Source organism: Gordonia sp. SMJS1 (assembly GCF_029866425.1).
Lineage (GTDB): Bacteria > Actinomycetota > Actinomycetes > Mycobacteriales > Mycobacteriaceae > Gordonia > Gordonia hongkongensis.
Genome location: NZ_CP123383.1, coordinates 48,315 through 68,665, shown reverse-complemented (window position 1 = coordinate 68,665; position 20,351 = coordinate 48,315). Strand labels below are relative to the sequence as shown.

Below are 20,351 nucleotides of genomic sequence, written 5' to 3'. Positions count from 1 at the left end.
CTGAATCACGAAATTACTCCATCTGTCTAGCGTCTACCGGCGCGGGTTCGCGGCGGCCGCTAGGTGCTCGTACTGGTCGCGATCGTGCGAACAGATGACGAGATGCCCCTGGTCGGCTGCGGCGCGCAGTGCCGCGTGGTTGTGCGCGAGGTTACTGGGGTCCATCGCGAGCATTCTCTCGACCCTGTCCATGGAGGCGTCAGACGCTGACGTGAGCGCGGTGTGGTGCAGGAAGGCGTCGCCGGCATGGATTAACCACCGGTCCTTCTGGTCTGGGTCTCGGGTCGCAACGGCGGCGTGTCCCGCGGTGTGACCAGGTAGCGGGATCAGAAACAGATCGCCGGAGTCGGTGAGCGGGTGCCCGTGGAAGTTCATGATCGGGATTGAGTCATCCGGTGCGTAGGTGTGTGCACGACTGGTGATCGAGGTGAGGTGGTGCGGTCGGTAGCGGATACGGCCGCGGATGCCTGGTCGGCGCGCTGCGGCGAACAGTTCCGTCACGGTGAGGTGGACAGGAGCGGTGGGGAAGTCGAGCGCGCCGCTGATGTGGTCGTAGTCCAAGTGAGTAGCGATGATTCCCACGACATCATCGGCGGTAAAGCCGAGGCCGGCGAGTTGCTGGATGGCGGTATCGGCCCTTCTCAAACGGGGACGTACCGCCCGCAGTGCTTGTCCCAGGCCCCGGATGGGGTGGGCGACGTCTTGTTGTCCGAGGCCGACGTCGACGAGGACCAGGCCGTGATCGAACTCGAGGGCGAGGACGTGGGTCACGCACTCAGGAATGCCCACAGGCGTGAAGGTTCCGCAGTTGAGGTGGTGAACATGACGAATCGATCCGATTTGTGGGAGCACCGCCGAAAACCCATCCTTCAAGACGACATGGACAACCCCAAGGGCAACCGGCCAGGCGATCTACCTGCGGTGACTGCTCTGCGCATCGGAAGCCGGAAGGCGAAAGCCTTCGATCAGTCCAGCGAGCCCGCCGGCGGCTGATCACCCGATGCGGCCTGGGTGAGGTAGCTGCGAAGTGCGGCGATACGCACGATCTGGTCGTCAACCTCATCCCCTCTTCCGGGGAAAGGTGTGCCGAGGATGTTGACGACCCTGCGTGCGTTGCGCAGCAAGATCGTGCCGATCTCGCTCAGCACGGCATCGAGGTCACGACGAACCTGATCGCGCTCGGCAGTTGTCGAGAACACACCCAAGTCGTCGAACTGCTCGGCTACCTCTCCGGCTATCTCCATGACGGCCCAACAGCGCAGAGCGCGTTGAGGATCGACGGTTGGCAGCCAACTTCCGCGCGAGGCGTTGCGCCATTCCTTGCACACCGACGTATCGGCCGCGTGGGTACCTAGAGCGACGGCCACGACCCTTGCCGCGTGGCGAGGTGGCATCGCGGCCAGCATGGCGCCGGACCATCGAGCCTCGAGAGCAGCGACATCGGAGCGGACCGATTCGGTGAGGTCCTCGCTACGGACGCTCTGCACAACATTCGACATGGCAACCACCTTGATGACGAGACGGGTAGACAGCCGCGGCATGAGCCCTCACTGATGTGAGGTCAGATGCACGCGACATCGTGATCGTCATCCAGTGCCGAATACCGCATCAAGGCCCGGAGAAGAACCCACGATAACACGCGCAAGCATCCGTGATATGTGCTGGACGTCCCGGCCGCCAGATTCGGTTTACTCAGGTGAGTCGGTCCAATTCACGCCCGTTCACTACGTCCTCCCAACGGGCGGACATGTGTCGGTTGAGCGCGGCGATCGTCGCGGCCGGAATGCCGGTAGAAGAGGACATTTGTTCGAGATCGGCTCGCCGCCAGGTCTTTCGGCTCTTACGGGCGCCAGTCACGATCGCCACGAACACCTCGGGGTCGACCCGGGTCGCCTCGAAAAACTCGTCCGCACGAACACCCACCCCGACTGAGGTGAGTACCGGGCGCCACACCGCATGCACGGTTTGAGCCAGTGCCCACGACCGCTGACGATCGTCGAGCATCGGCTCCAACATGTAGTCGATCTCAGATGTGAAGTTGACCTCAGGCGGTGGCTCCGTTACATCCACGCGACTGGCTTCCGCGATCACCCGCTCACACCTTGCTCGCTAGGCGGAACGCACATCTTCCCTGCCGGGTACGTGCGTTCTGGACTCCGCAAAGTCGCGCAGCCACTTCACAATCACGCTGACCCCCTAACGTCGTTGTGTGTGCTGCCCCACACGCTGCGTCTCACACGCTTCCGTCGAGAGCGCAGTATAGAAGACGCACCACAAAGGCCCGCGTTTGAATTGGCGGCAAGGAGCTTTCTTGAGGTGGCGCGGTCCGATCAGCAAGCCCGGCAAACCCGTGGGACATTTGGCTGCCGACTATCTCGGAGCACGGGTGGTCGTGGATGAGGATGCTGCTGTTTGGTCGCCCCCGCAATTGATGTGCATGTACATCTTGAACTCCGGCAGGCGGGCCCATTCGGCGGGGACGTTTTCCTGGTTGATCTGGACTTCAATGTGGCCGGGGGAGGGCTTGTCCCAAGTGATCCCGTCGGTGTAGATGCTGGAGTATCCGAGCGTCGCAAGATCGTCGGCGTTCTGCTCGAGGTCTGAATCGATCCAAGTTTGTGGAGTAGAGAGCTGTCCGGTAGGTGCCGGGATCTGAGCGTTCTCGGCGGTGATGGTTTGTGAGCCGTGAGTCAACTGGACTTTCCATCCGTCGGCGGTGGTGACGGTCACCGTCTGGGGAGGCTGGCCCTTAGGACCGTGGCATTCAGCGGCGACTTGACTTCCTGCGGCGATGGTCAGGTATGGCGGGGGGAGGTGGCTGTCGTCGCCGACGCCGACTAGAACCTGGCCGTCGCCGACGGGTCCAGCTTCCGAGGAGGTTACGACCCCGGCATAGCTGTCCCTGTTCCCGCTGTTTCCGCCGATTCCTCCATCTGAGTTAGAGCTCCCGCATCCGGTGAGGACGAGAGCGAAGGTGGCGGTCGCTGTGGCCGCCCAGATGGCGCGCACGGGTCTAGGTGATGGGTGTGAGGGTGTCGAGGCGGTAGCCCATGCCGTCGACGACGGTGAGGGTCGCTGAGACGGCGATGGTGTCGAGGGTGGTTCCGGGTGCGTCATTGTCTGCTCCAACGGGCACCGCCTTCCTGCTGATTTGGTAGTAGGTCGACTGGTTCTCGGTCTGGATCGTAACGGTGGCAACGACTCGTTTGCGTGAGGCCTTCAAGTTGGCCCATTCGGTGTTCTGGGCGCTTGGTGGGGGCGACGATTCGGCCGATCATCGCTGAGGAGAGCAGCGGCACCGCGCGCAGCATGGCGTCCTGGCTGGAGGCGTCGCGGGTGGGGTTGGTCGAGTACATGGTGCGCAGCGCTGTCAGCGCGACGGCCTTTTCGTCGCAGGCGTCGACATCTGTGAATGGTTCGGGCAGTTTCGCGCACGAGTCCGGTTTCGCTGGTGAGGGGTTCGGTCCTGCGGAGGGCGCGACACTGCCCTCGACCTGCACCTGGGTGGAGGTGACCACCGAGGGGTACTGATCGGTGTCGTCGGTGTTGCTGCCGCAGCCGGCGAGTAGCGCGGCCGATGCCGCCGCGATGGCGATTGTCTGAGTCAGGCGCTGGGTGGTCTTGGTGCGGGTCATGAGGGGGTCCTTTCGTTCAGGCGGCGTCTTGGTGTCCGGCGTTGGTGCCGGTGCCGACGTAGCGGCGGCCGACGCCGCCGGGACGCAGGGGGGAGACCTTGATGAGCGTCCCGGATTGTTGGGCTTCGACCATGGTCTTTCCGTCGCCGCGGGCGATCGCGACGTGCCCGGGCCAGAGGATGAGGTCGCCGGCTTGGAGCTGGTCGAGCGGCACGGGAGTGCCGCCGGCCTCTTGGGCGCTGGTGTGTCGCCCGATGGTGACCTTCCCACGTGAACCCTGGTAGATGGCATAGCGACTCAGTCCCGAGCAATCGAACCCGATCTTGTTGTAGTCGCCGTGACTGTCGGCGGTGCCGCCGTCGGTGATCCCTTTCGACGGTCCGGTCAGTGAGCCGCCACCCCAGGCGTAGGGCAACCCGATCTGGGACATGGCGGCCAAAACCACATTCTGCCCCGGCGTTTTCGATTCGTCGTAACGGAATGGGCCACGCGGACTGCTGGTTTCGGCGTTGCCGGTGAGTCCGCCGTCGGCGGCGGTGAACTCCTCGACGTAGGCCAGGATGCGGGGTACATAAATCTCGGTTTCGCCGTTCGCCGGCACTTCGCAGCCGGAGACACCGCCGGGGCCGGCGTTGTACATGGCGAGCATGACCTTGACCGCGTCCTCACCGGTGCAGCCGCGGTCGGCGGCGATCTTGAGCATGGCGCAGTCGTATTTTGCCTGGGCCTTCACTGCATCACGCGGGTTGTTCGGATCCCCACCGTCGCCGTAGGCCGCCCACGTGCCCGGCATGAACTGCGTGTATCCCATTGCTCCAGCGGGAGATACGGCGCCCTTCTGGAAATTGGACTCGGCTTTGATCTGCGCGGCCAGCAGCGGAGGGCTGATGCCCTCGCACATGGAACCGAACTCGGTCAGCGGTCCGACGAACTCGGCCGGCACCGCCGCGGTGTTCAGTCCGCCAGCACCACCGCCACCGCTGCCCTCGGCGTTGTCCCGGATGACGACCACACCGCTGGTGCAGCCGGCCAGGATCAGCACCGCACACAGCGCGGCGAGCAGTTGCGCCAGTCGGGTGGCGCGCGAGGGCCGGGACAGGCGGGTCATCGCAGCGCCAGCACCCGGGCGACGTAGCGGTCGGTTTCTCCGTTGGCCGGGACCGTGCAGCCGCGTACCGCGGCTTCACCGGCGTTGTACATGGCCAGCGTCACCCGGACGGCGTCCTCGCCGTGGCATCCGCGGCCGTGGGCGACGGCCAGTAGCGAGCAGTCCAGCTCGGCGAGTGCCCGGACGGCATCACGGGGGTTGTTGGGGTTACCGCCGTGGCCGTACCGTGCCCAGTCTCGCGGCAGCATCTGCGCGTAACCCGTGGCGCCGGCCACTGACACGTGACCTTTTTCGAAGTTGCTCTCGATGTGCACTTGGGCGCCCAGAATCGCCGGATCAACACCGTCGCAGAGTGTTCCGTACTCGGTCAGTGGTGCGGCGAACGCGGCCGGGACATCGAATGGTGGCTCAGCGTCGGCGGGACTCTTCGTGGTCGTGAGAACCAGCGCGGCCGCGAGAGCGGCGAGGATCAGTACTGCGGAGGCCGCAGCGTAGACCCACCGCGGCAGGCACCGGGCCGGGGACGTGGTGGAGGGGGTGGCCATGTCGGCTCCTTAGCTCAGCGGAGTGGGGTTCAGCGGCGCCCAGGCAAGGGGCCTTCGAGCTGCGGGATGGGGATGGGCCCGCTCTGCGGGGTGGGTTCAGCCGGGCGGGCCGGCGCGCTGGACGTGACCGACGGCGGCGGCGTGGACGGTATCGAGGGCGACGGTTCGGCCGAGGTGGTGGGCGCCTCGGTGGTCTCGGGGATGGCGTCCTCGGTGGTGGTCGGGGTGTATTCGGGGAGGTCGAGTTGGGGCAGTGGGGTGGTGACTTGCCAACCGGCGGGGGTGGATTCGAGGTTGACGGTGAGCTGTCCGGAGCTGGTGGGCACGATGACCAGTTCGCCGCGGGAGCTGCTCGAGGTGGGTCCGGAGATGGCGATCGGGACGACGGGTCGTGCGGCGACGACCTCCCCGGCCACCGCGCCCGGTGCCGCGAACGCCGACAGGGCGGTGATCCATTCGCCGGTGGTGGCGTCGAGGTCGGTGTAGGCGATCGCGTACTTCATCGCCACGATCTGGGGGCTCTTGCGTGCCTGGGCGTCGTCGGTGACGGCGGCCGCATCGTCGCGGGTCACCTCATCACCGGCCTTGAGGACCTGGCGGGTGGCGGTCGTACTGGTGGCCGCCCCGCCGGCTGCGGTGTCGCCGCTGAATGCACCGGGAGCCGGGTCGGGCATGAGCTGGCCGATGAGAATGCACACGCCGATCAGGCCGGCGACGAGACCGATCAGGCGGGCGGGGGAGTAGAGCACCCAGCGCCGGATCGGCGTCCAGAGTGCCTGTGAGCCGCTGTGGGTGCGGCGGCTGCTACCCATCGAGGCGTCCTCGATCGGTCAGCGACGAGTTGTCCCAGACGTGCGGGCGGGGGGCCGAAGCCTCCCGTGCAGAGCGGCTGATGGAGAGGGTAGGCAGCGACCGCTGCGGCGTCGCCGACGAGCTGGCGCCCGACGGGCCTGAGCTGCCGGCCGGGAGTTGCAGCTGGTCCTGGGAGGGCCGGTAGAGACGCATCGGAGCGATGGGAGAGTCATTGCCGCCGTCCCACACATCCGGTGCCCGCACAGGTGCCGGTGTGTGGGTGTCGATGCGGTCGCGGTGGGGCACAGCAGTGTTGGTGAACCCGCCGGCATGCTCGTCGGCGGACATCGCCCCTGATCCGCCGAGATGCGAGGAGAGCACTTCGCCGTCGACGATGACCGGGTCATCGATACGCGGACCACTACGGCCGGTCTTGTTCCACACCGAGTCGGGGTTGTTGACCGAGTTGATGTAGCCCTGGTTCGTTTCGCCCTGGGCCAGGCGCATCCGATCGAACTGGCCTTCGGGCCGCCACGTCGACGACGCCGAGGGCTGGTAGCCGCCCATGACCTTGAATCCCTGGCGGGCGTTACCGACTTCGTCGCCGATCGCGTTGCCGAGGCCTTCGGCGGCACCCTGGATGGGCCCGCCGGCCCACTGAGCGCCCTTCCACAGCTTGTTGCCGGCGCCGCGGCCGCGGCGCAACGTTTTCTTGGTGATCGTGGTGGCGTCGCTGCGGGCGACGGTGGAGATCCGCTTGAACGGCCGCATGATCGACCAGGCGATGACGGTCATGATCAGCAGGAACCACAGCCGCCATGCGCCGTCGATACCCGGGGTGACCCCGGAATACAGGCGCACCAGCGCGACCAGGTAGATACCGAGGATGCCCGCGGCGGCGATCGCCCACAGCCAGGCGCCCATGATGATGCGGAACGCCCGCTCGAGCAGCCCGCCCGACATCGCCACCCAGGGCACCCAGATCGGGGCAAACAGGACCGCGAACCGGATCACCAACAGACCCAGGATCTTTAGCAGCGATCCACCCGCCCACACCAGCGACGGCATGCCGGTCTTGACCATCGCCATAAACCCGGTACTCGTTCGACCGGACTCCTTGCCCTGAAACTGCCGATACGCACCCGAGTCAGACTTTCCAAGGTTCCCTGCAAGCTCAGTGAAATCGTCGGCCTTCTCGTTGGCTTTCTCGTTGGCTTTCTCGCCATCGATGGAGTTGGTGCCCGGTTTCAGCACTGCGCGCTGCTCGTCGTAGCTGAACGCCAGCGACGCTCGCAGTTTGGAGTCGATGTCTTTGCCTTCGGGCGATGAGGGGTCGTGGTTGGGGCCGAACCAGCCCTTGTAGTAGTCGGGGAGTAGGACGTTTTCGATCATCACGTTGCGGGGGTCCTCGGCGGTGATGCCGCCCCCGACCTGCAAGATCGTGGATTGGGTATCGGTGATCAGCGATGCGAAGGTGTCATCGGCGACACCGATGGCTTTCTGGGGTGCGCCGATCATGAGCCCGCCGAGCAGCATCGTCGCCCCGCACAGCATGACGACCTTCATCACCGCTGCGGTGTTCTGTTGCAACGCACGGTATCCGGCGACGCACGCAGCAATCATGAGTGCGACCCCCACCCACGGCGTGAACACCCGGTCCTTCAACGTGGTGGCCACCGCGGTGACGATGTTGTCGAAGTTCTTCCACATCGGAGTGATCCCGCGGGCCTGCGCCTCGGCGGGGGTGGCGGCCTGGTCGTCGAGCCAGAACGCCATCGCCATCAGGTGCTTACCGATCGACAGGAACGCGTTGCCGACCTTGGTGTCGGCCACGGCGTCCGGTGCGCGGGTGGGATCGGGTCCGCATCCGAGGTCGTAGGTGTGCCAGCTCAGCCCGGCCCACCCATACACCTCGTACGGGTGGGCTGGGTCGCCGTTGCCGGAGTTGTTGCGCGACTTGGATTGTTCGTCGAACCATGCCTCATTGGGTTCGCGCGGCATCTGCGGCCGCGGCGCTTCTTTGCACTCATACCCCGACTTCAATGCGTCGAGCGGATTCGGGATCGCGTTCGCCGAGGCCTGGGGGCCGAACACCGCCAACGCCAGAATCCCGGCCACCAGCACCAGTCGCACCCATCGCGACATCCGTTGCCCCACGCACATTGGGCGATGTAGGCGGCCGGGGACGTGGGTGGGGTGGGTCCGGATCTGGCGACGTGGCATCAGGCAACTCCCCGCGCAGTGGTGGGTCGTGCGGTGCGCGAGGCGGTGGGGTCCGAGCGCAAGATGTCGAAGACGTGGGCGAGGTGGGTGAAGTTGGACCAGTCGGCGGTGATCAGCTCGATGTCGTCGCCCATCTTCACCACGAACTGGCGTGGCCGGTTGTCTTGACGGCGCGCGGCCCGCACATCCTCGTCCAGGGTCTCGTCTTCACTGCCACCGATCGCGGCCAGCACACCTTCGTACCCTTCCCCGGTCGGCAGACCGAGGAGTTTGAGTGCACCGTCGATCGCGGTTTTGCTGGAGCCGACGTCGCCGACGAACACCTCGTAGGCCAAGGCGGATTGGTCGTCGCCGCCGTCGGTGAGGCCGAGGAAGTCATCGGCGAGCTGGGAACCGACGAACGCGCGGACGTTGAACTTGCGGGTGTCGCGGTTGATGCGCTGGTTGAGGGTGGCCCCGGCGCCGGTCTCTTTGAGGTACTTGTTCTCGTCGAGGAACAGCACCTTGCGCACCCAGCGCGGCATGTCGTAGATCATCCGGTTGGCCAGCCACGCCGCCAGATGCATCAACGGCCCAGCCATGCGCTGCTCGGGCGACCACTGCTCCTCGGGGATGCGGTCCGAAGGCAGCTGCAAACCCGGCATCGTCAGGATGGTCAACCGGTCCGATTGATCAGCGTGGGGGACCCGGCCGGTCGAGCCCGCCGGCGGGAACAACACACGAGCTGAGGGGAGCTGGCGCATCGCATCGAGCTCGTCGAAGATCGCCTGCGCGGCCTCACGGAACTCGGCGCTGTGGCGGGCATCAGTGTCGGAGTGGGCGTAACGCTCGATCAACTTGAGCGGGTCGAGCATGGAGTGGTTGATGTCGCCGCCGACCTCGGTCGCGGCGCGTTGCAGCACCTGGTTGGTGGTACGCAGTCCCCGGGTTTGGGGGGTGAGCATCATCCGGAACACCGTCACCACGGTGGAGATCCGTTCGGATTCGGCTGCGTGCTGATCGGCGGCCAGGCGGTTGCGGGCAGCGGCGACACGCGAGTCCCAGTCGGGTTCGGTGCCGAAGTTCTCGTCGTTGTCGGGGTTGTAGTCCCAGTCCTCGGGGTCGGGGTCGCGGATGACGTGATAGGCGTTGAGCGCCCCGGGTTGCGAGCGGGCGCCGGTGAGTTCGTAGACGCGGGTGAACGGTGTGAGTTCGGGGATGAGTTTGAGCCGCGACAGCGGCCCGGAGGGGTCGAGGATGACACCGTGGGCGCCGGCCCGAACCATCTGGTAGACGCAGAGCGCGGCCATGAACGTCTTACCCGAACCGAGACCGCCGACGATCGGGGTCAGCCCGGACTTCTGGATGAGCGGATCTTCCATCGCGGCGAACGAGTTCCAGGCGACCGGCCGTGCGGCGATCGACGCGGTGCGGCCGAGAATGATGCCAGTGCGGTCACCGACCCGGTCACCAACGGCGGCCATCCCGGAAGCGGCGGTTTGCACCTTCATGCGGCGCTGGTGGGCGGTGTTGGCTTGCGGCTCGCACGGCAAGAACTCACGCAGCAGCTGCACCTGGCCGTGCTCGACGTGCAGCTCGATCGTCGGTTCGTACACCTCCCGCAGGCGGGCAACCTTGTTGCGCACCTCTTCCGGGGAAGCACCCACCACAGCGATGCGCCACCAGCCGTGCACACGGGTGACGAACCCGGTGTGATCGTGATCGGCCTCTTCGATGACCTGCTTGCTCATCTGGTACTGCTCCCGCAACGCCTGCGGGGGGTCTTCGTCGTGCTCGACGGTGTAGTGATCGAACTGCGCTTTGATCTTGTCGGCCTGGCGCTGCATGACCTTTCGCGCCTCACCAGCGTCGAGCAACCGCACCCGCTCGGACCATTCCAGGGTGGCGTCGACACCATCGCCGAGAACCTGCCAGGGCAGCATGCGTTCAGGGATGGGCAGCGCACCCATGCGCCCGACGGTGACCACGATGACGAACCCGGTGTGGCGCCGGCCGTTGACCGTTCCGCTGACTTGCACGTAGTCGTCACCGGGCACGACCGCAAGGTCGGCCAGATCAGCGAGCGCAGCGACATCGTTGACCGACCAATCCCCGGCGGTGCCAGCCGACCGGCTCGGCGGCGCTTCCAGCGGCAGCCCGAGACTCGCCGAGCGCCGCAGCAGATAGTCGAGCTGACCGGGCTGGGCGGGACGTGCACCGAACCCGGTCGTGGCCATCACTCGCTCGATATCGGCGAGGTGCTCACGGCGCGACTGCAACTCGGTATCGGCGACGCTGTCAGCGAAACGGCGGAGCCAGGCGAACGCCCCGAAACCGTGCCGCTGACCGGTCGCCGCGGCGGCCTGTTCGACTATCCGCGACGTCGCCGGGCGGGTGGGTAGGTAGATCCCCCAGAACCGCAGTTTGACCGTCGGGTGTTCATACAGCAGGGCGGTCTGCTGCCCGGCGAGGTACTCATCCCACGACAGGGCGCCAGCGACGTCGGGTAGCGGTGTTTGAGTGCCGGCGCCCTCGACCTCATCGGTATGCGGGTCGCGACCGTAGGCCCAGTTGTTGTGCTGACGAGCCCACTGCTGCACCGGCCAGGTGGTACGCACCGTCCGGCGATGCAACTGCTCGACGCCGAGATCGGCTAGGCGCGCCATCACCCGCGCTTCGGTGTCGATCATTCTGCGTTGCTTGTCGTTCGCGCGCATCGTCCACGCCCCCGGGGGTTGGACGAACCAGGCGATCGCCTCGGTCTTGGAGAACGTGACGTGCCCGACCGTTCCGGTCATCCGCGGCTTCAACGCCCGACGACCCGCGGCCACCCGGTAGTCACTGGCCGCCTCGACATCGGCCTTGCGGCGTTTGCGTACCGCTCCCGACGACTTCTTCCCACCGTGACCCGACCCGCCCCGACGGCCCCACCGGCGCCGGCGAGGCGACGCCTCGTCGGCGTCGCCGTCGAGCATCTCGTCGTACATGTCAACGTCGTCACCGCCATACACGTCCTCGGAGCCATCTTGGCCGGCGGTCACCCACTCCCCGACGACGGCCACCCGTTGCTGCTCCACCGGTTCGTCTGCCGAATGCCGCGGCGCCGCGGCCGGCGGTTGCATGGCCGCCGCACGCTCTTGTTCACGTTCCTGGGCGCGCTTGCGCTTCTCGGCATCGCGCCACGACGGCGGGAGGGTGACCGCCAGCTCCCGAGGCGGCAGACCACTCGGTGGCGCCGGCCGCCGGCGGGCGGGGTCGAAGAGATCAGCGAAGTCGTCACTCACGCGGCATCGCTCCAAGAGTTGTCGGATAGGTCGGCCGGCACGGACGTGCCGGCGGCTGGGGTGTTGTGGCGCATACGGTGTTCGGGCAGCGGCGCCACACTCACCGGCGCTCCGGTCTTGGGTGGCCGCGGCGCTACAAGGTCGTTGAAGGCGGCGGTCAGCACCGACCGCACCGTCACATCACCGGTGACGAAGCGCATCAGCCGACCGGTGATGAAGATCGTGATTCCGAACAGGATCAGCGTCGAACTCGACGACCACGGGATCGACAGCAGCCCGCGCAGGACAACGGTGGTTGTCACGAACACCAGAGCGCCGACACCGTAGGCGGTGTAGCGAATCTTGACCGGCGCGGTCTTACCGGGCGGGCCAAGGTAGATGCGATCGACCCGGTGCAGCAGATCATCGGTGTGATACATCGTGCAGCGCCGTCCTCAGAGCCCGAACATGCTCAGCGCCCACGACATCACCGTCTGCTGGGTCGCGGCACTACCGGCGATACCGACCAGCATCAGCACCACCACACTCAACGCGGCGACGGTGATCACCTTCGATGCGTTCTGCCGCATGGCACCCATGCCGGCGACGCAGGCAATGGCCAAGATGATCACGGCGAACACGTTGTCTTTGATCCACGACGTCAGCGTCTGCGTTCCGACCTCGCCCTCGGCCGCCAGCAGGAGCGAGTCGGTGCTGTGAACCGCCACGCCACCATCTCCACCCGACGGGGCGTGCGTAGAAGCGAGCAAAATCATTGCATCGGGAAGCGTTTCGATCATCTCGGTCCAATCAAATGGTGGTCTCGGCGAAGAGGGCGATCCGACATCGCTGCCTTGAGTTGGACGCTACTGCCAGTTTTCACCGATGCAACGCACGACTGCGAACAAGCCAGAAACGCGGTTCCGCGGAACGCTCTGAGGCACAACCCCTTCGGGGATCAGGCCCGCCCCCCGTAGGGGGGCGGGCCTGCGTCTAGGAGAAATCCGCGGCTCAATCGACTTTGATCCAGACTCCAGTTTTGGTGCTCAAACAGCCTCCTGCGCAGCGCTATGCGGGGGCCTGCGGATGACGCACCTGGAGCTCTCAAATTGGTCCGCAGTCGTGCGTTGCGCGGCGCGAAATCGGGGTTACGTTCGACTCACTAGACCGATCGATTGAGGAGTGGGTGTGACCGATCCGTTGTCGCGTGAGTTGGAAGCGACTGTGCGCGACATGTTCTCGGCTGGCCCTTCGTCGTCGAAGGCTCCGAAGAACGCTGGAAACGATAGCCAAAACGGCGTCGAGAGCGCACGCTTCATCCCGATCTCGGCGATCCCGGCCGTCGTGTTCGTGCTCCTTCGGTTCACCGCTGGAATCAGTGCCCCGATCCCCGTGCTGGCGAGCGTTCTCGCCCATCCGGTGGTGGTGTGGGTGCTTGCTCATCAGCCGTTGGTGATGGCAGCGCTCGCTGCGGTAGCGATCATCGATGGGTTGCGGTTCAACGCGTTCCGCCATCGCCGCGCACTGCGCCGTATGGTGTGGCAGGCCACTCGTCAGCAGCCGGTGTGGGTGCGGGTGCCGTGGTGGGTGCGTCCGGGTCGCTTGGTGTCGGCGCGAATCAAGCTCGTCGCCGGCTCAGTGATCGATGACGCCCCGATGGGCAGGCTCACCGCTGCGGTCAAACACCGCTACGAGAACCATCGGTGGGAGTACACCGTCACCCATCGCGGCGATCGGTTGTTCATCACGCGTACGCCGGTGGTCCCCGATACCCGGTCGCAGCGACATCGCACATTGCAGGCGGCGCTGGACGCGAACTCGATCCTGCCCGATGCCGCGGTCACCGTCCTGGGCCACGACGAGGCCGGCCACGAGAGTGGGTATCGGATCGGGTTCACTCCGAACCTCAAGACGGGCAACGAGTCCTACCAGAACACAGTCGCCGACGCGCTGGTGAAGCTTGCAGGTGACCACGAGTCCGGGCACCTGTGGGATGTGACGTGGCGGGTCGACCGCGGCTATGTCGACCTCGGCCTCAAAGCGCCGCTGCCCACCCGGGTGGACCATCCCCTCGACATCGCCGACGATGAGCGGCTGCACGTGCCCTACGCCACCGGCGAAGCCGGCCAGCTGGCGGTGTGGAACATCTCCACCTCGTCCTCGGCCCCGCACATGCTCGTCATCGGCCCGACCGGTGGCGGTAAGACCACCCTGATCCTGTCGGTCATCACCGAACTCGTCCGCCGCAACGTGCCCGTCATCGGGGTCGATCCAAAGAAGATCGAACTCGACGGCATCCATGACCATCCCGGCGTCGCCGCGGTCATCATCAACCCGGTCCGGGCGGCAATGCTGGTGCGGGCGTTGTGCACCGAGATGCACGCACGCATGGACTACGTGCGCATCAACAAGATGGAAGCCAAAGAGCTACCGATGCTCGTGGTGGTCCTCGACGAGTTCTTCATCCTGTCCGCAGCCTGGCAACGGATGCTCAAGTCCGGCGACGAGGACACCAAGGACCTCCTCAAGAGCCTCGACCCGCTGGGGGCGATCGCCGAACTGGGTGCACTCTCACGCTCCTCGGGTATCCGCATGCTCGTCGGGGTGCAGCGTCCCGACGCCCAGATCTTCGGCGCCAACTCCGGTTCGGTGCGCGACAACTTCAAGACCCGCGCATCGCTGGCCTCGCTGTCCCAAGACGGCGCGATGATGCTGTGGGGCGACGCGCAGATCGGCCGCAACGTCGACGCCTCGGTCCCCGGTCGCGCGACCGCCACCAAACTCGACGGCAACCCGATGGACGCGCAGGTGTGGTGGACGCCCAACCTCGACCGCCACCCCAACAAATGGAACCGCATGAGCGCGAAAGACCAGGCGCTCATCACCAGCCTCACCCCCGACGAGGGCCCCTCGGTCACCTGCTACTCCAGCGAACTCGCCGAACTGCTGCGCGACGAGCAACAGATGTCGATGCAGAAAGAGTTCGCACCCGAGCCGATGCTGATCGGCGGCCGCTCGCTGGACACCACGCCCGACGATCTGCCCGATGCGCTACCGGCCAACCAGCTCACCGAGGGCACCGCGATCCTCGTCGACATCGATGGCCAGCTCACCGAAGCCGCCGTGCTGACCGTGGCCACCACCGACAACGGTGCCACCGAAATCCGCGCCCAGATCGCCGGCACCCGCCAGATCGTGACCGAGCGCTACCGCCCACACGAACCTGCGTTCCTCGCCGCCGCCGACACCACCACCACCACCGTCCCCGCATAGCTGCCGAGCTATCCACCGCTTTCCGTCCAACCAATACCCCTAGAGAAAGGCACGTGAATGTCTGAGCGTCTGAACCTCACCATCAACCCCACCGAGCAGGAGTGGGAGGCCATGGAGACCCCGTTCCGCCGCCAGGGTGCCAAAGACCCGCTGATCTCCGAGCTACGCGAGGTGCTCTACGCGGGTCCGGCCTGGATCGGCAAAGCCCGCGACGGTGGCGGGATCGCCGCCGACCGCCTCCAGGAGATCATCGACGCCGCCGAGGCCAAGGCCGACACCCTCGACCATCTGCCCGAAGGGGAGCACCGCAACAAGGCCCACGCCGCGGCGACCGAGGCCGCCGACGCCGCCAAGAAGCTCCTCGCGGAATTGAACTTCGGCCCCGGCGAGCGCGGTGCGCACCAGGCCGGCGAACACCACCACCAGCACAACGGCGTCACCGTCTGACCGGCGCCGGCACAGACAACGACCACGGAAAGGAGGCACGTAGGCGATGACCACCCCCACGATCGATGTCGTCATCCGCGACGATCTGAGCGCCGATGTGCTTACTCCGCAAGGCCGCGTGGTGAAGAAGCTGACCGTCACCACCGACGGCGATCTCGGCGCAGCGGTCGGTGACTACGTCGCCGAGCAAGCGCGTCTGTTCGAGACGCCGGTGCTGGTGCGCACCAGCCGCGGCGACGGCGCCGCCGGCAGTCTGCTGCTCGTCGACGGCGACCGGCAAGCCACCGAGATGGTCCTCACCGACGACGGCACCGCCGTGCCGGCCACTGATCTGCGCGAGGACGGCTTCCTGACCGAGACCGGAGAACCGGTCGTCGACGACGTCGAAACGCTGCTCGAGGACGTGGTCGACGACGTCACCCACAGCGACGCCATCGACAACGAGGTTGCCCACGACGAGGTCACCCAGACTGCCGACTTCACCGTCAACGACCCCGCACCCACCGAGCCCATCCCCACCCAACCCATTGCCGCAGAGCCGGTCGCACCGCCGCCGGCTCCTCCGACGCCGCCACGCCCCCGGCCCACCACCGCCCCAACCGGGCCGGTACAGGTGCCCACCGGCGGCGCCGCAGAGGCTCCCGACGGACACGGGCTCGACGCGCCGCAGGCCCGTCCCGAACCCACACGGGCCCCCCGACCGGCGCGCCCCAAGCCCACCGGTAAGCGCGGGGTGGGCCCGCACGTACCCCGCCCGCCCCGACCCACCCCCGCCGCACACGACGTCGGCGAGCAGGCCGGCGGCCGGCTGGGTCAGGTGTGGGCCAACCACCGCCGACCGATCCTGGTGATCACCGGCGCGGTGATCGCTCTCGCCGTGGCCGCAGGGCTACTGGCCGGTGGCCTGTTCTCCGGCGGCGACTCCCAGGCCCCGACCGATCCGGTCGAGGCGATGGCAACCCCCGACCCCACCTCCGATGCCGTGGAATGCCCCACCCGCACCGAGGGCGCCACCACCACCGGCCGCGACCCCGGCAATCAAACCTCCGGGGCCAACGTCATCAAGGCCTTCGACTACGCCTACTACACCTGGCGCTCGGGCACCGCCGCACGAGCAATGGTGTCCTCCAACGGCAAAGTCGCCCCCGCCATCCAGATCCAGTCCGCGATCGACGTCCTCGACCAGGACCTGCGCTACTGCCTGTCCATCACCGACCGCGGCCGCGGTGTCTACGGCGTCGAACTCACCGAAATCCCGCCCATCGGCGAGCCCCGGGTGATCAACCAGAAGATCACCACCACCGAGATCGGCGGCAAGTACTGGATCGCCGCCATCGAAAAAGACACCCCAAAACCCTGAAACCACCCCGCAGACACACCACTTCCGCGAAAGGAACCCCACCGATGATGAACACCCTGACCGAGGACCGCGCCGCGGCGCGCGCCCACGCAGCACCCCCGCCGCGGGCCGCGCGACGGGCTCTGCGCGCCACGATCGCTTCGACCGCAGTCGCCGCATCGCTGGCCGGTGCGGTGCTGTCGGCCGCGCCGGCGCTGGCCGATCCCGAACAGGGCGGCGTGATCCCAGAATCCACACCCGACCAGGGTGGGGTCACCCCCGAAGCGCCGCCGGTCACACCGCCCCCGGTGGCCCCGCCGCAAGCCCCGCCCACCTACGACCCAGGGCCGGGTGTGATCCCCGCACCGCCCCAGGAAGCGCCGTACCAGCCCTACGTCGAACCGCAGGTCTACAACGAGCCCACCTACGACCAGGCCTACAACCCGGCCCCGCCGCGGGCCTACACCCTGCCGCGCCCGGTCGCACCGGTCAGACCGATCGCCCCGCCGCCCAAGACGCTGCGCGTGGGCAACTTCGTCGTCGAGGAAGACCAACTCAAGCGCGACGCACCGTGGCTGACCGACCGTCAGCGCAACTCGATCAACGAGTGGTCTGCCTACGGCGAAGCCAAGATCGCCCAGGGCCTCATCAGCGTGGGTGTGCCCGAGGACGAGGCCTCCCGCCAGGCCGCAGCCACCATCATCGGCGTTGCCCTCGGCGGTACCGCCGGTGCGGCAGCTGCGGGCATCCCGGCCGCGGTCGTCGGCGGTCTCGGCGGTGCGGCGATCGGCGCCGGCATCGGTTTCGGTGTCGGGTCCTTCCCGGTGCCAGGTCCGCAGACCGGCTACACCACCGCGGTCGGTGCCGGTATCGGCGCCGCGGCCGGTGCCGCGCTGTTGGGCATCCCCGCAGCGATCGCCGGTGGCGTGGTCGGAGGTGTCGCCGGTGGCGCGATCGCTCACGCCCTGGGCGCTGGTGACCCCGGCGCACGCCCGGACCGCCCCCGGCTGCCCGGGGAACCCGAACCGGTCCGCCCGCAGCCGCGCAAGCCGCAGCAGCAGGTCGTGATCGACAACCCCGGCGCCAACCAGTTCGAGGTGCACCTACCCGCCGACCAGGCGGCCAAGGCCGGTCTGCCGGCCGTGCACTACCAGGTCAACATGCGCGGAGATGTCAACGCGCAGGTCAACGTCGGCGGCCGCAACCTGGAAGCGAACTGGAGCGGTGAGCAGGCCCGCGCCCCGTATGCCGCGCTCGGTGCGGCGAAGGACCAGGCCGAAAAGACGGTCAACCAGTGGACCCGCCAGGCCAGCGACCAGCTCAAGCAGGTCGTGCCCGGCATCGACGTCGCCTGGCCCCAGGAGAAGAAGCAGCCGGCCAACCCCGGCCCCAGACACGCCCGCCGATAACGAGGGGTGCGGGCGCACCACGGATGCCGGGGAACCGAGCCGCCACCTTGCGGCCCGGGCCCCGGCATCCATGCGTTCCCCAAACGAAAGACCGCACACCCCAGAGGGTGTGCCCACCGAAAGGACCACGACGTGCCAACCAAGAGGCGACTACCTGCCGCCATCATCACAGCAGCGGCCGCCGCGGCGATGGTGCTGGTCGCTGGATGCGGCGACGACGCGCCAGACAGCCGCAGCGCCAAGGCGATCAGTCCGTCGACAGTGCCCTCGGCCGAGGCCGATCTGGACGCAATCGTGCTCGGCTGGGGCCAGAAACTCGACCCGAACGAGATCACCCATCCCGCACCCGACGACCTCGAGGTGACCTGCACCGGCCGCGACGACCAACTCAAAGTCAAGATCACCGACACCAACGGCTGGAAGATCCTGCTGGCCCACGGGTCTCAGCAGATGCGCGTGGAAAACGCCGACCGCGGTCTCGAAGCCGACCTCGACGCGGCGAAGATCCCCACCCCCACACCACAAATCGACTGGTCCCAACCCAACCAGGTCGACATCGCCGCCCACGCCATCGTCCCCGACACCTGGACCTCGCCCTACGGACCCGGCCAGCAATTCCACCTGTCGGCACACATCGACTGCGCCTGAGCCTGTGTTCACCCACACCCTGACCACCTACCGCGACCCCCGCCTGGGCGTGCAGCACCGGGCGACGGTCTACCTCGACGGGCAGTGGTGGATGGAATGGACAGGAAGCCTCGACTACGTCACCGGCCACCTCGCCGACTCCGTGCGCGCACCCGACGACAACGCCGAATGTTCAAGCCCACCAGTAGAACACCTACCGAGGAAAGGCACACCATGAGAACCACCACACGCCCCCTGACCCGCCCCGTACTGGCGGCCGCCGCACTGCTGCTGAGCGTGCTCGCCGCGGCCGCGGGACTCGGCGCCGGCACCGCATCAGCGCGCCCGGCCGAAGCGCCGCGCCTGGCGATCGCCGGCGACGACATTTGGACGGTGGGCAACCACGACAACTGCCGCGGCCCCATTCGCGTCAGTGCCAAGACTGATCCCCGCCAGCCTGGCACCGTGTTCGTCACCTACCGGCCCGGACGATTCACCGGAGACGGCCCCGGATGGCACCGCAACCCGGTGTGCACCATGCGCGTCCGCGCGAACTGGACCTTCCCCGCCACGCTGCGCCCCTCAGCGCCGATCGTCGCCGGACCGCGCGGAGGGAAAGCCGTCACCCAGGTTCTGCGCACCGGATCGGGGTTGCAGGGCATGGGCTTTGGCACCGCCTTCCCGCACAAGCCGGTGTCGTACTACCTGATCGTTCCCTGACCCCCTCAACGAGGAACGACGCATCATGAGTGCACCGGACGAGCGAAGCCGCAGCAACGGCATCTGGACCTGGGAGGCCGACTACCTCCCGATGTGGCATGCCCTGTGGGGATCCTCGACAAAGGTCTCCGACGAGGAGCTGGCTGCCACTCTCGGCCGGTCGCTACGCGCAGTGCGCGCCCGAGCGCGCGAGTTGACCACCGCCGGCAGTTGCTTTGCCGGCGGTGGTCTGCCCGGGATGCGCAAAACGAAACGTCTGAGCGTTGAACAGTTCCGCGCCGCGGTGCACACCTACTGCCACGGTGAGGGAATTCCGCTGTGGGATAACCGCGCCGATCAGAAGCTCCGCGCCGCCTGGGCGGCGGGCTGGCCCGACCTGGGCCATCTCGCCGAGCTGGTGGGCGCCACCGAACAACAACTCGTCAACCGCCTGATCACTCTCGGGCTCGCGGCGGGGGTCGTCGAGGCGGCTGACCACCTCGGCGCCACCCCCGGAGGGGTGGTCGACACCAACGCACGCTTCGGCCGCGACCGCCAGAGCACCGCCGTCTGGGTTCTGGTCATCACCGGCTCCGACGGCGGTGTCGAGGTCACCACCCACCCCGACGAACACGCCGCCTGGCGCTCCGCCGCCGCCACGACCGAACCCCGCAACGGTCGTCCTGTGCGGTGGCACATCAGTGAAAACCTCATCGGTGAAACCTATTCGCGCACACATCACTCCGGCGTAGGTCTCTGCATCCCGCCTCGCAAGGACTCAGCATGATCGCGGGGGAGCGGACCTTGCCGAGCGCTGTGTTCGGGTTACTGCGTGTGCGTCGACTCCAGCAGCCGATAGATCGTGCTGCGGCTGATCCCGGTCAGGGTGTGTACCCGGTTGATGGTCACGCCAGCTGCGAGTGCATTGAGGATGAGGCGGTCGCGTGCGTCCACGGTCCGCTTCCACTCACGCAAGGCCTGTTCGGCGTCCTCAAGATCGGCGGACATGCAT

General features: G+C 67.1%; 21 protein-coding genes. 7 read left to right on the top strand and 14 right to left on the bottom strand.

Going from position 1 to position 20,351, the window contains the following annotated elements:
• Positions 1-33: 33 nt before the first annotated feature.
• The 13 genes from QAD21_RS25060 to QAD21_RS25000 all read right to left on the bottom strand — a co-directional run bounded on the left by QAD21_RS25060 (position 34) and on the right by QAD21_RS25000 (position 12,273).
• On the bottom strand, positions 34-873 hold the full coding sequence (locus tag QAD21_RS25060; protein WP_280362272.1) for an MBL fold metallo-hydrolase: 840 nt from the start codon (positions 871-873) through the stop codon (positions 34-36).
• 92 nt (positions 874-965) lie between these two features.
• Positions 966-1,541 (bottom strand): hypothetical protein, encoded by a 576-nt coding sequence (locus tag QAD21_RS25055; protein ID WP_280362270.1) that lies wholly within the window; start codon positions 1,539-1,541, stop codon positions 966-968.
• A gap of 151 nt (positions 1,542-1,692) precedes the next feature.
• Positions 1,693-2,091 (bottom strand): hypothetical protein, encoded by a 399-nt coding sequence (locus tag QAD21_RS25050; protein WP_280362268.1) that lies wholly within the window; start codon positions 2,089-2,091, stop codon positions 1,693-1,695.
• A 279-nt stretch (positions 2,092-2,370) separates the two neighbouring features.
• Complete coding sequence (locus QAD21_RS25045; RefSeq protein ID WP_280362266.1) at positions 2,371-2,730, bottom strand: hypothetical protein; 360 nt, start codon at positions 2,728-2,730, stop codon at positions 2,371-2,373.
• Between the two features lie 283 nt (positions 2,731-3,013).
• Entirely contained in the window at positions 3,014-3,136 is a 123-nt protein-coding gene (locus QAD21_RS25040) for a hypothetical protein (protein ID WP_280362265.1), read from the bottom strand.
• Positions 3,114-3,635 carry a hypothetical protein gene (locus QAD21_RS25035; protein ID WP_280362263.1) on the bottom strand — a complete coding sequence of 174 codons (522 nt, stop codon included), beginning with the start codon at positions 3,633-3,635 and terminating at the stop codon, positions 3,114-3,116. Before QAD21_RS25035 ends, QAD21_RS25040 begins: the two co-directional genes overlap by 23 nt.
• A 16-nt stretch (positions 3,636-3,651) precedes the next feature.
• Entirely contained in the window at positions 3,652-4,743 is a 1,092-nt protein-coding gene (locus QAD21_RS25030) for an NlpC/P60 family protein (protein WP_280362261.1), read from the bottom strand.
• Positions 4,740-5,288, bottom strand: a complete 549-nt coding sequence (locus QAD21_RS25025) for a lytic transglycosylase domain-containing protein (RefSeq protein WP_280362259.1) — start codon at positions 5,286-5,288, stop codon at positions 4,740-4,742. The genes QAD21_RS25030 and QAD21_RS25025 overlap by 4 nt, the downstream gene beginning before the upstream one ends.
• A gap of 29 nt (positions 5,289-5,317) precedes the next feature.
• Positions 5,318-6,100 carry a hypothetical protein gene (locus tag QAD21_RS25020; protein WP_280362257.1) on the bottom strand — a complete coding sequence of 261 codons (783 nt, stop codon included), beginning with the start codon at positions 6,098-6,100 and terminating at the stop codon, positions 5,318-5,320.
• Positions 6,093-8,225 carry a hypothetical protein gene (locus QAD21_RS25015; protein WP_280362256.1) on the bottom strand — a complete coding sequence of 711 codons (2,133 nt, stop codon included), beginning with the start codon at positions 8,223-8,225 and terminating at the stop codon, positions 6,093-6,095. Before QAD21_RS25015 ends, QAD21_RS25020 begins: the two co-directional genes overlap by 8 nt.
• 77 nt (positions 8,226-8,302) lie before the next feature.
• The gene (locus QAD21_RS25010; RefSeq protein ID WP_280362254.1) at positions 8,303-11,566 is read right to left on the bottom strand and encodes an ATP-binding protein; all 3,264 of its coding nucleotides are present in this window, start codon (positions 11,564-11,566) and stop codon (positions 8,303-8,305) included.
• A complete protein-coding gene (locus QAD21_RS25005; RefSeq protein ID WP_280362252.1) occupies positions 11,563-11,985 on the bottom strand; it encodes a hypothetical protein in 423 nt (140 codons plus the stop codon). The genes QAD21_RS25010 and QAD21_RS25005 overlap by 4 nt, the downstream gene beginning before the upstream one ends.
• A 15-nt stretch (positions 11,986-12,000) precedes the next feature.
• Entirely contained in the window at positions 12,001-12,273 is a 273-nt protein-coding gene (locus QAD21_RS25000; protein ID WP_280362250.1) for a hypothetical protein, read from the bottom strand.
• A gap of 460 nt (positions 12,274-12,733) precedes the next feature.
• Here QAD21_RS25000 and QAD21_RS24995 point away from each other — a divergent pair, with 460 nt between their 5' ends.
• From QAD21_RS24995 to QAD21_RS24965, 7 genes are all read left to right on the top strand, one after another.
• Positions 12,734-14,818, top strand: coding sequence for an FtsK/SpoIIIE domain-containing protein (locus tag QAD21_RS24995; protein WP_280362249.1), 2,085 nt, complete (start codon positions 12,734-12,736; stop codon positions 14,816-14,818).
• 57 nt (positions 14,819-14,875) lie between these two features.
• Positions 14,876-15,265 (top strand): hypothetical protein, encoded by a 390-nt coding sequence (locus QAD21_RS24990; RefSeq protein WP_280362247.1) that lies wholly within the window; start codon positions 14,876-14,878, stop codon positions 15,263-15,265.
• A gap of 46 nt (positions 15,266-15,311) precedes the next feature.
• Positions 15,312-16,625, top strand: coding sequence for a hypothetical protein (locus tag QAD21_RS24985; RefSeq protein WP_280362245.1), 1,314 nt, complete (start codon positions 15,312-15,314; stop codon positions 16,623-16,625).
• Positions 16,626-16,669: 44 nt separating this feature from the next.
• Positions 16,670-18,013 carry a hypothetical protein gene (locus QAD21_RS24980; RefSeq protein ID WP_280362243.1) on the top strand — a complete coding sequence of 448 codons (1,344 nt, stop codon included), beginning with the start codon at positions 16,670-16,672 and terminating at the stop codon, positions 18,011-18,013.
• A 132-nt stretch (positions 18,014-18,145) separates the two neighbouring features.
• The gene (locus QAD21_RS24975; protein WP_101822056.1) at positions 18,146-18,661 is read left to right on the top strand and encodes a hypothetical protein; all 516 of its coding nucleotides are present in this window, start codon (positions 18,146-18,148) and stop codon (positions 18,659-18,661) included.
• A 213-nt stretch (positions 18,662-18,874) separates the two neighbouring features.
• Positions 18,875-19,360: a hypothetical protein gene (locus tag QAD21_RS24970; protein WP_280362239.1), complete on the top strand. Its 486-nt coding sequence runs from the start codon at positions 18,875-18,877 to the stop codon at positions 19,358-19,360.
• Between the two features lie 25 nt (positions 19,361-19,385).
• Positions 19,386-20,126, top strand: coding sequence for a hypothetical protein (locus tag QAD21_RS24965; RefSeq protein WP_280362237.1), 741 nt, complete (start codon positions 19,386-19,388; stop codon positions 20,124-20,126).
• A 38-nt stretch (positions 20,127-20,164) separates the two neighbouring features.
• Here QAD21_RS24965 and QAD21_RS24960 read toward each other — a convergent pair whose 3' ends face one another.
• Positions 20,165-20,347 (bottom strand): helix-turn-helix domain-containing protein, encoded by a 183-nt coding sequence (locus QAD21_RS24960; protein WP_280362236.1) that lies wholly within the window; start codon positions 20,345-20,347, stop codon positions 20,165-20,167.
• Between the last annotated feature and the right edge of the window lie 4 nt (positions 20,348-20,351).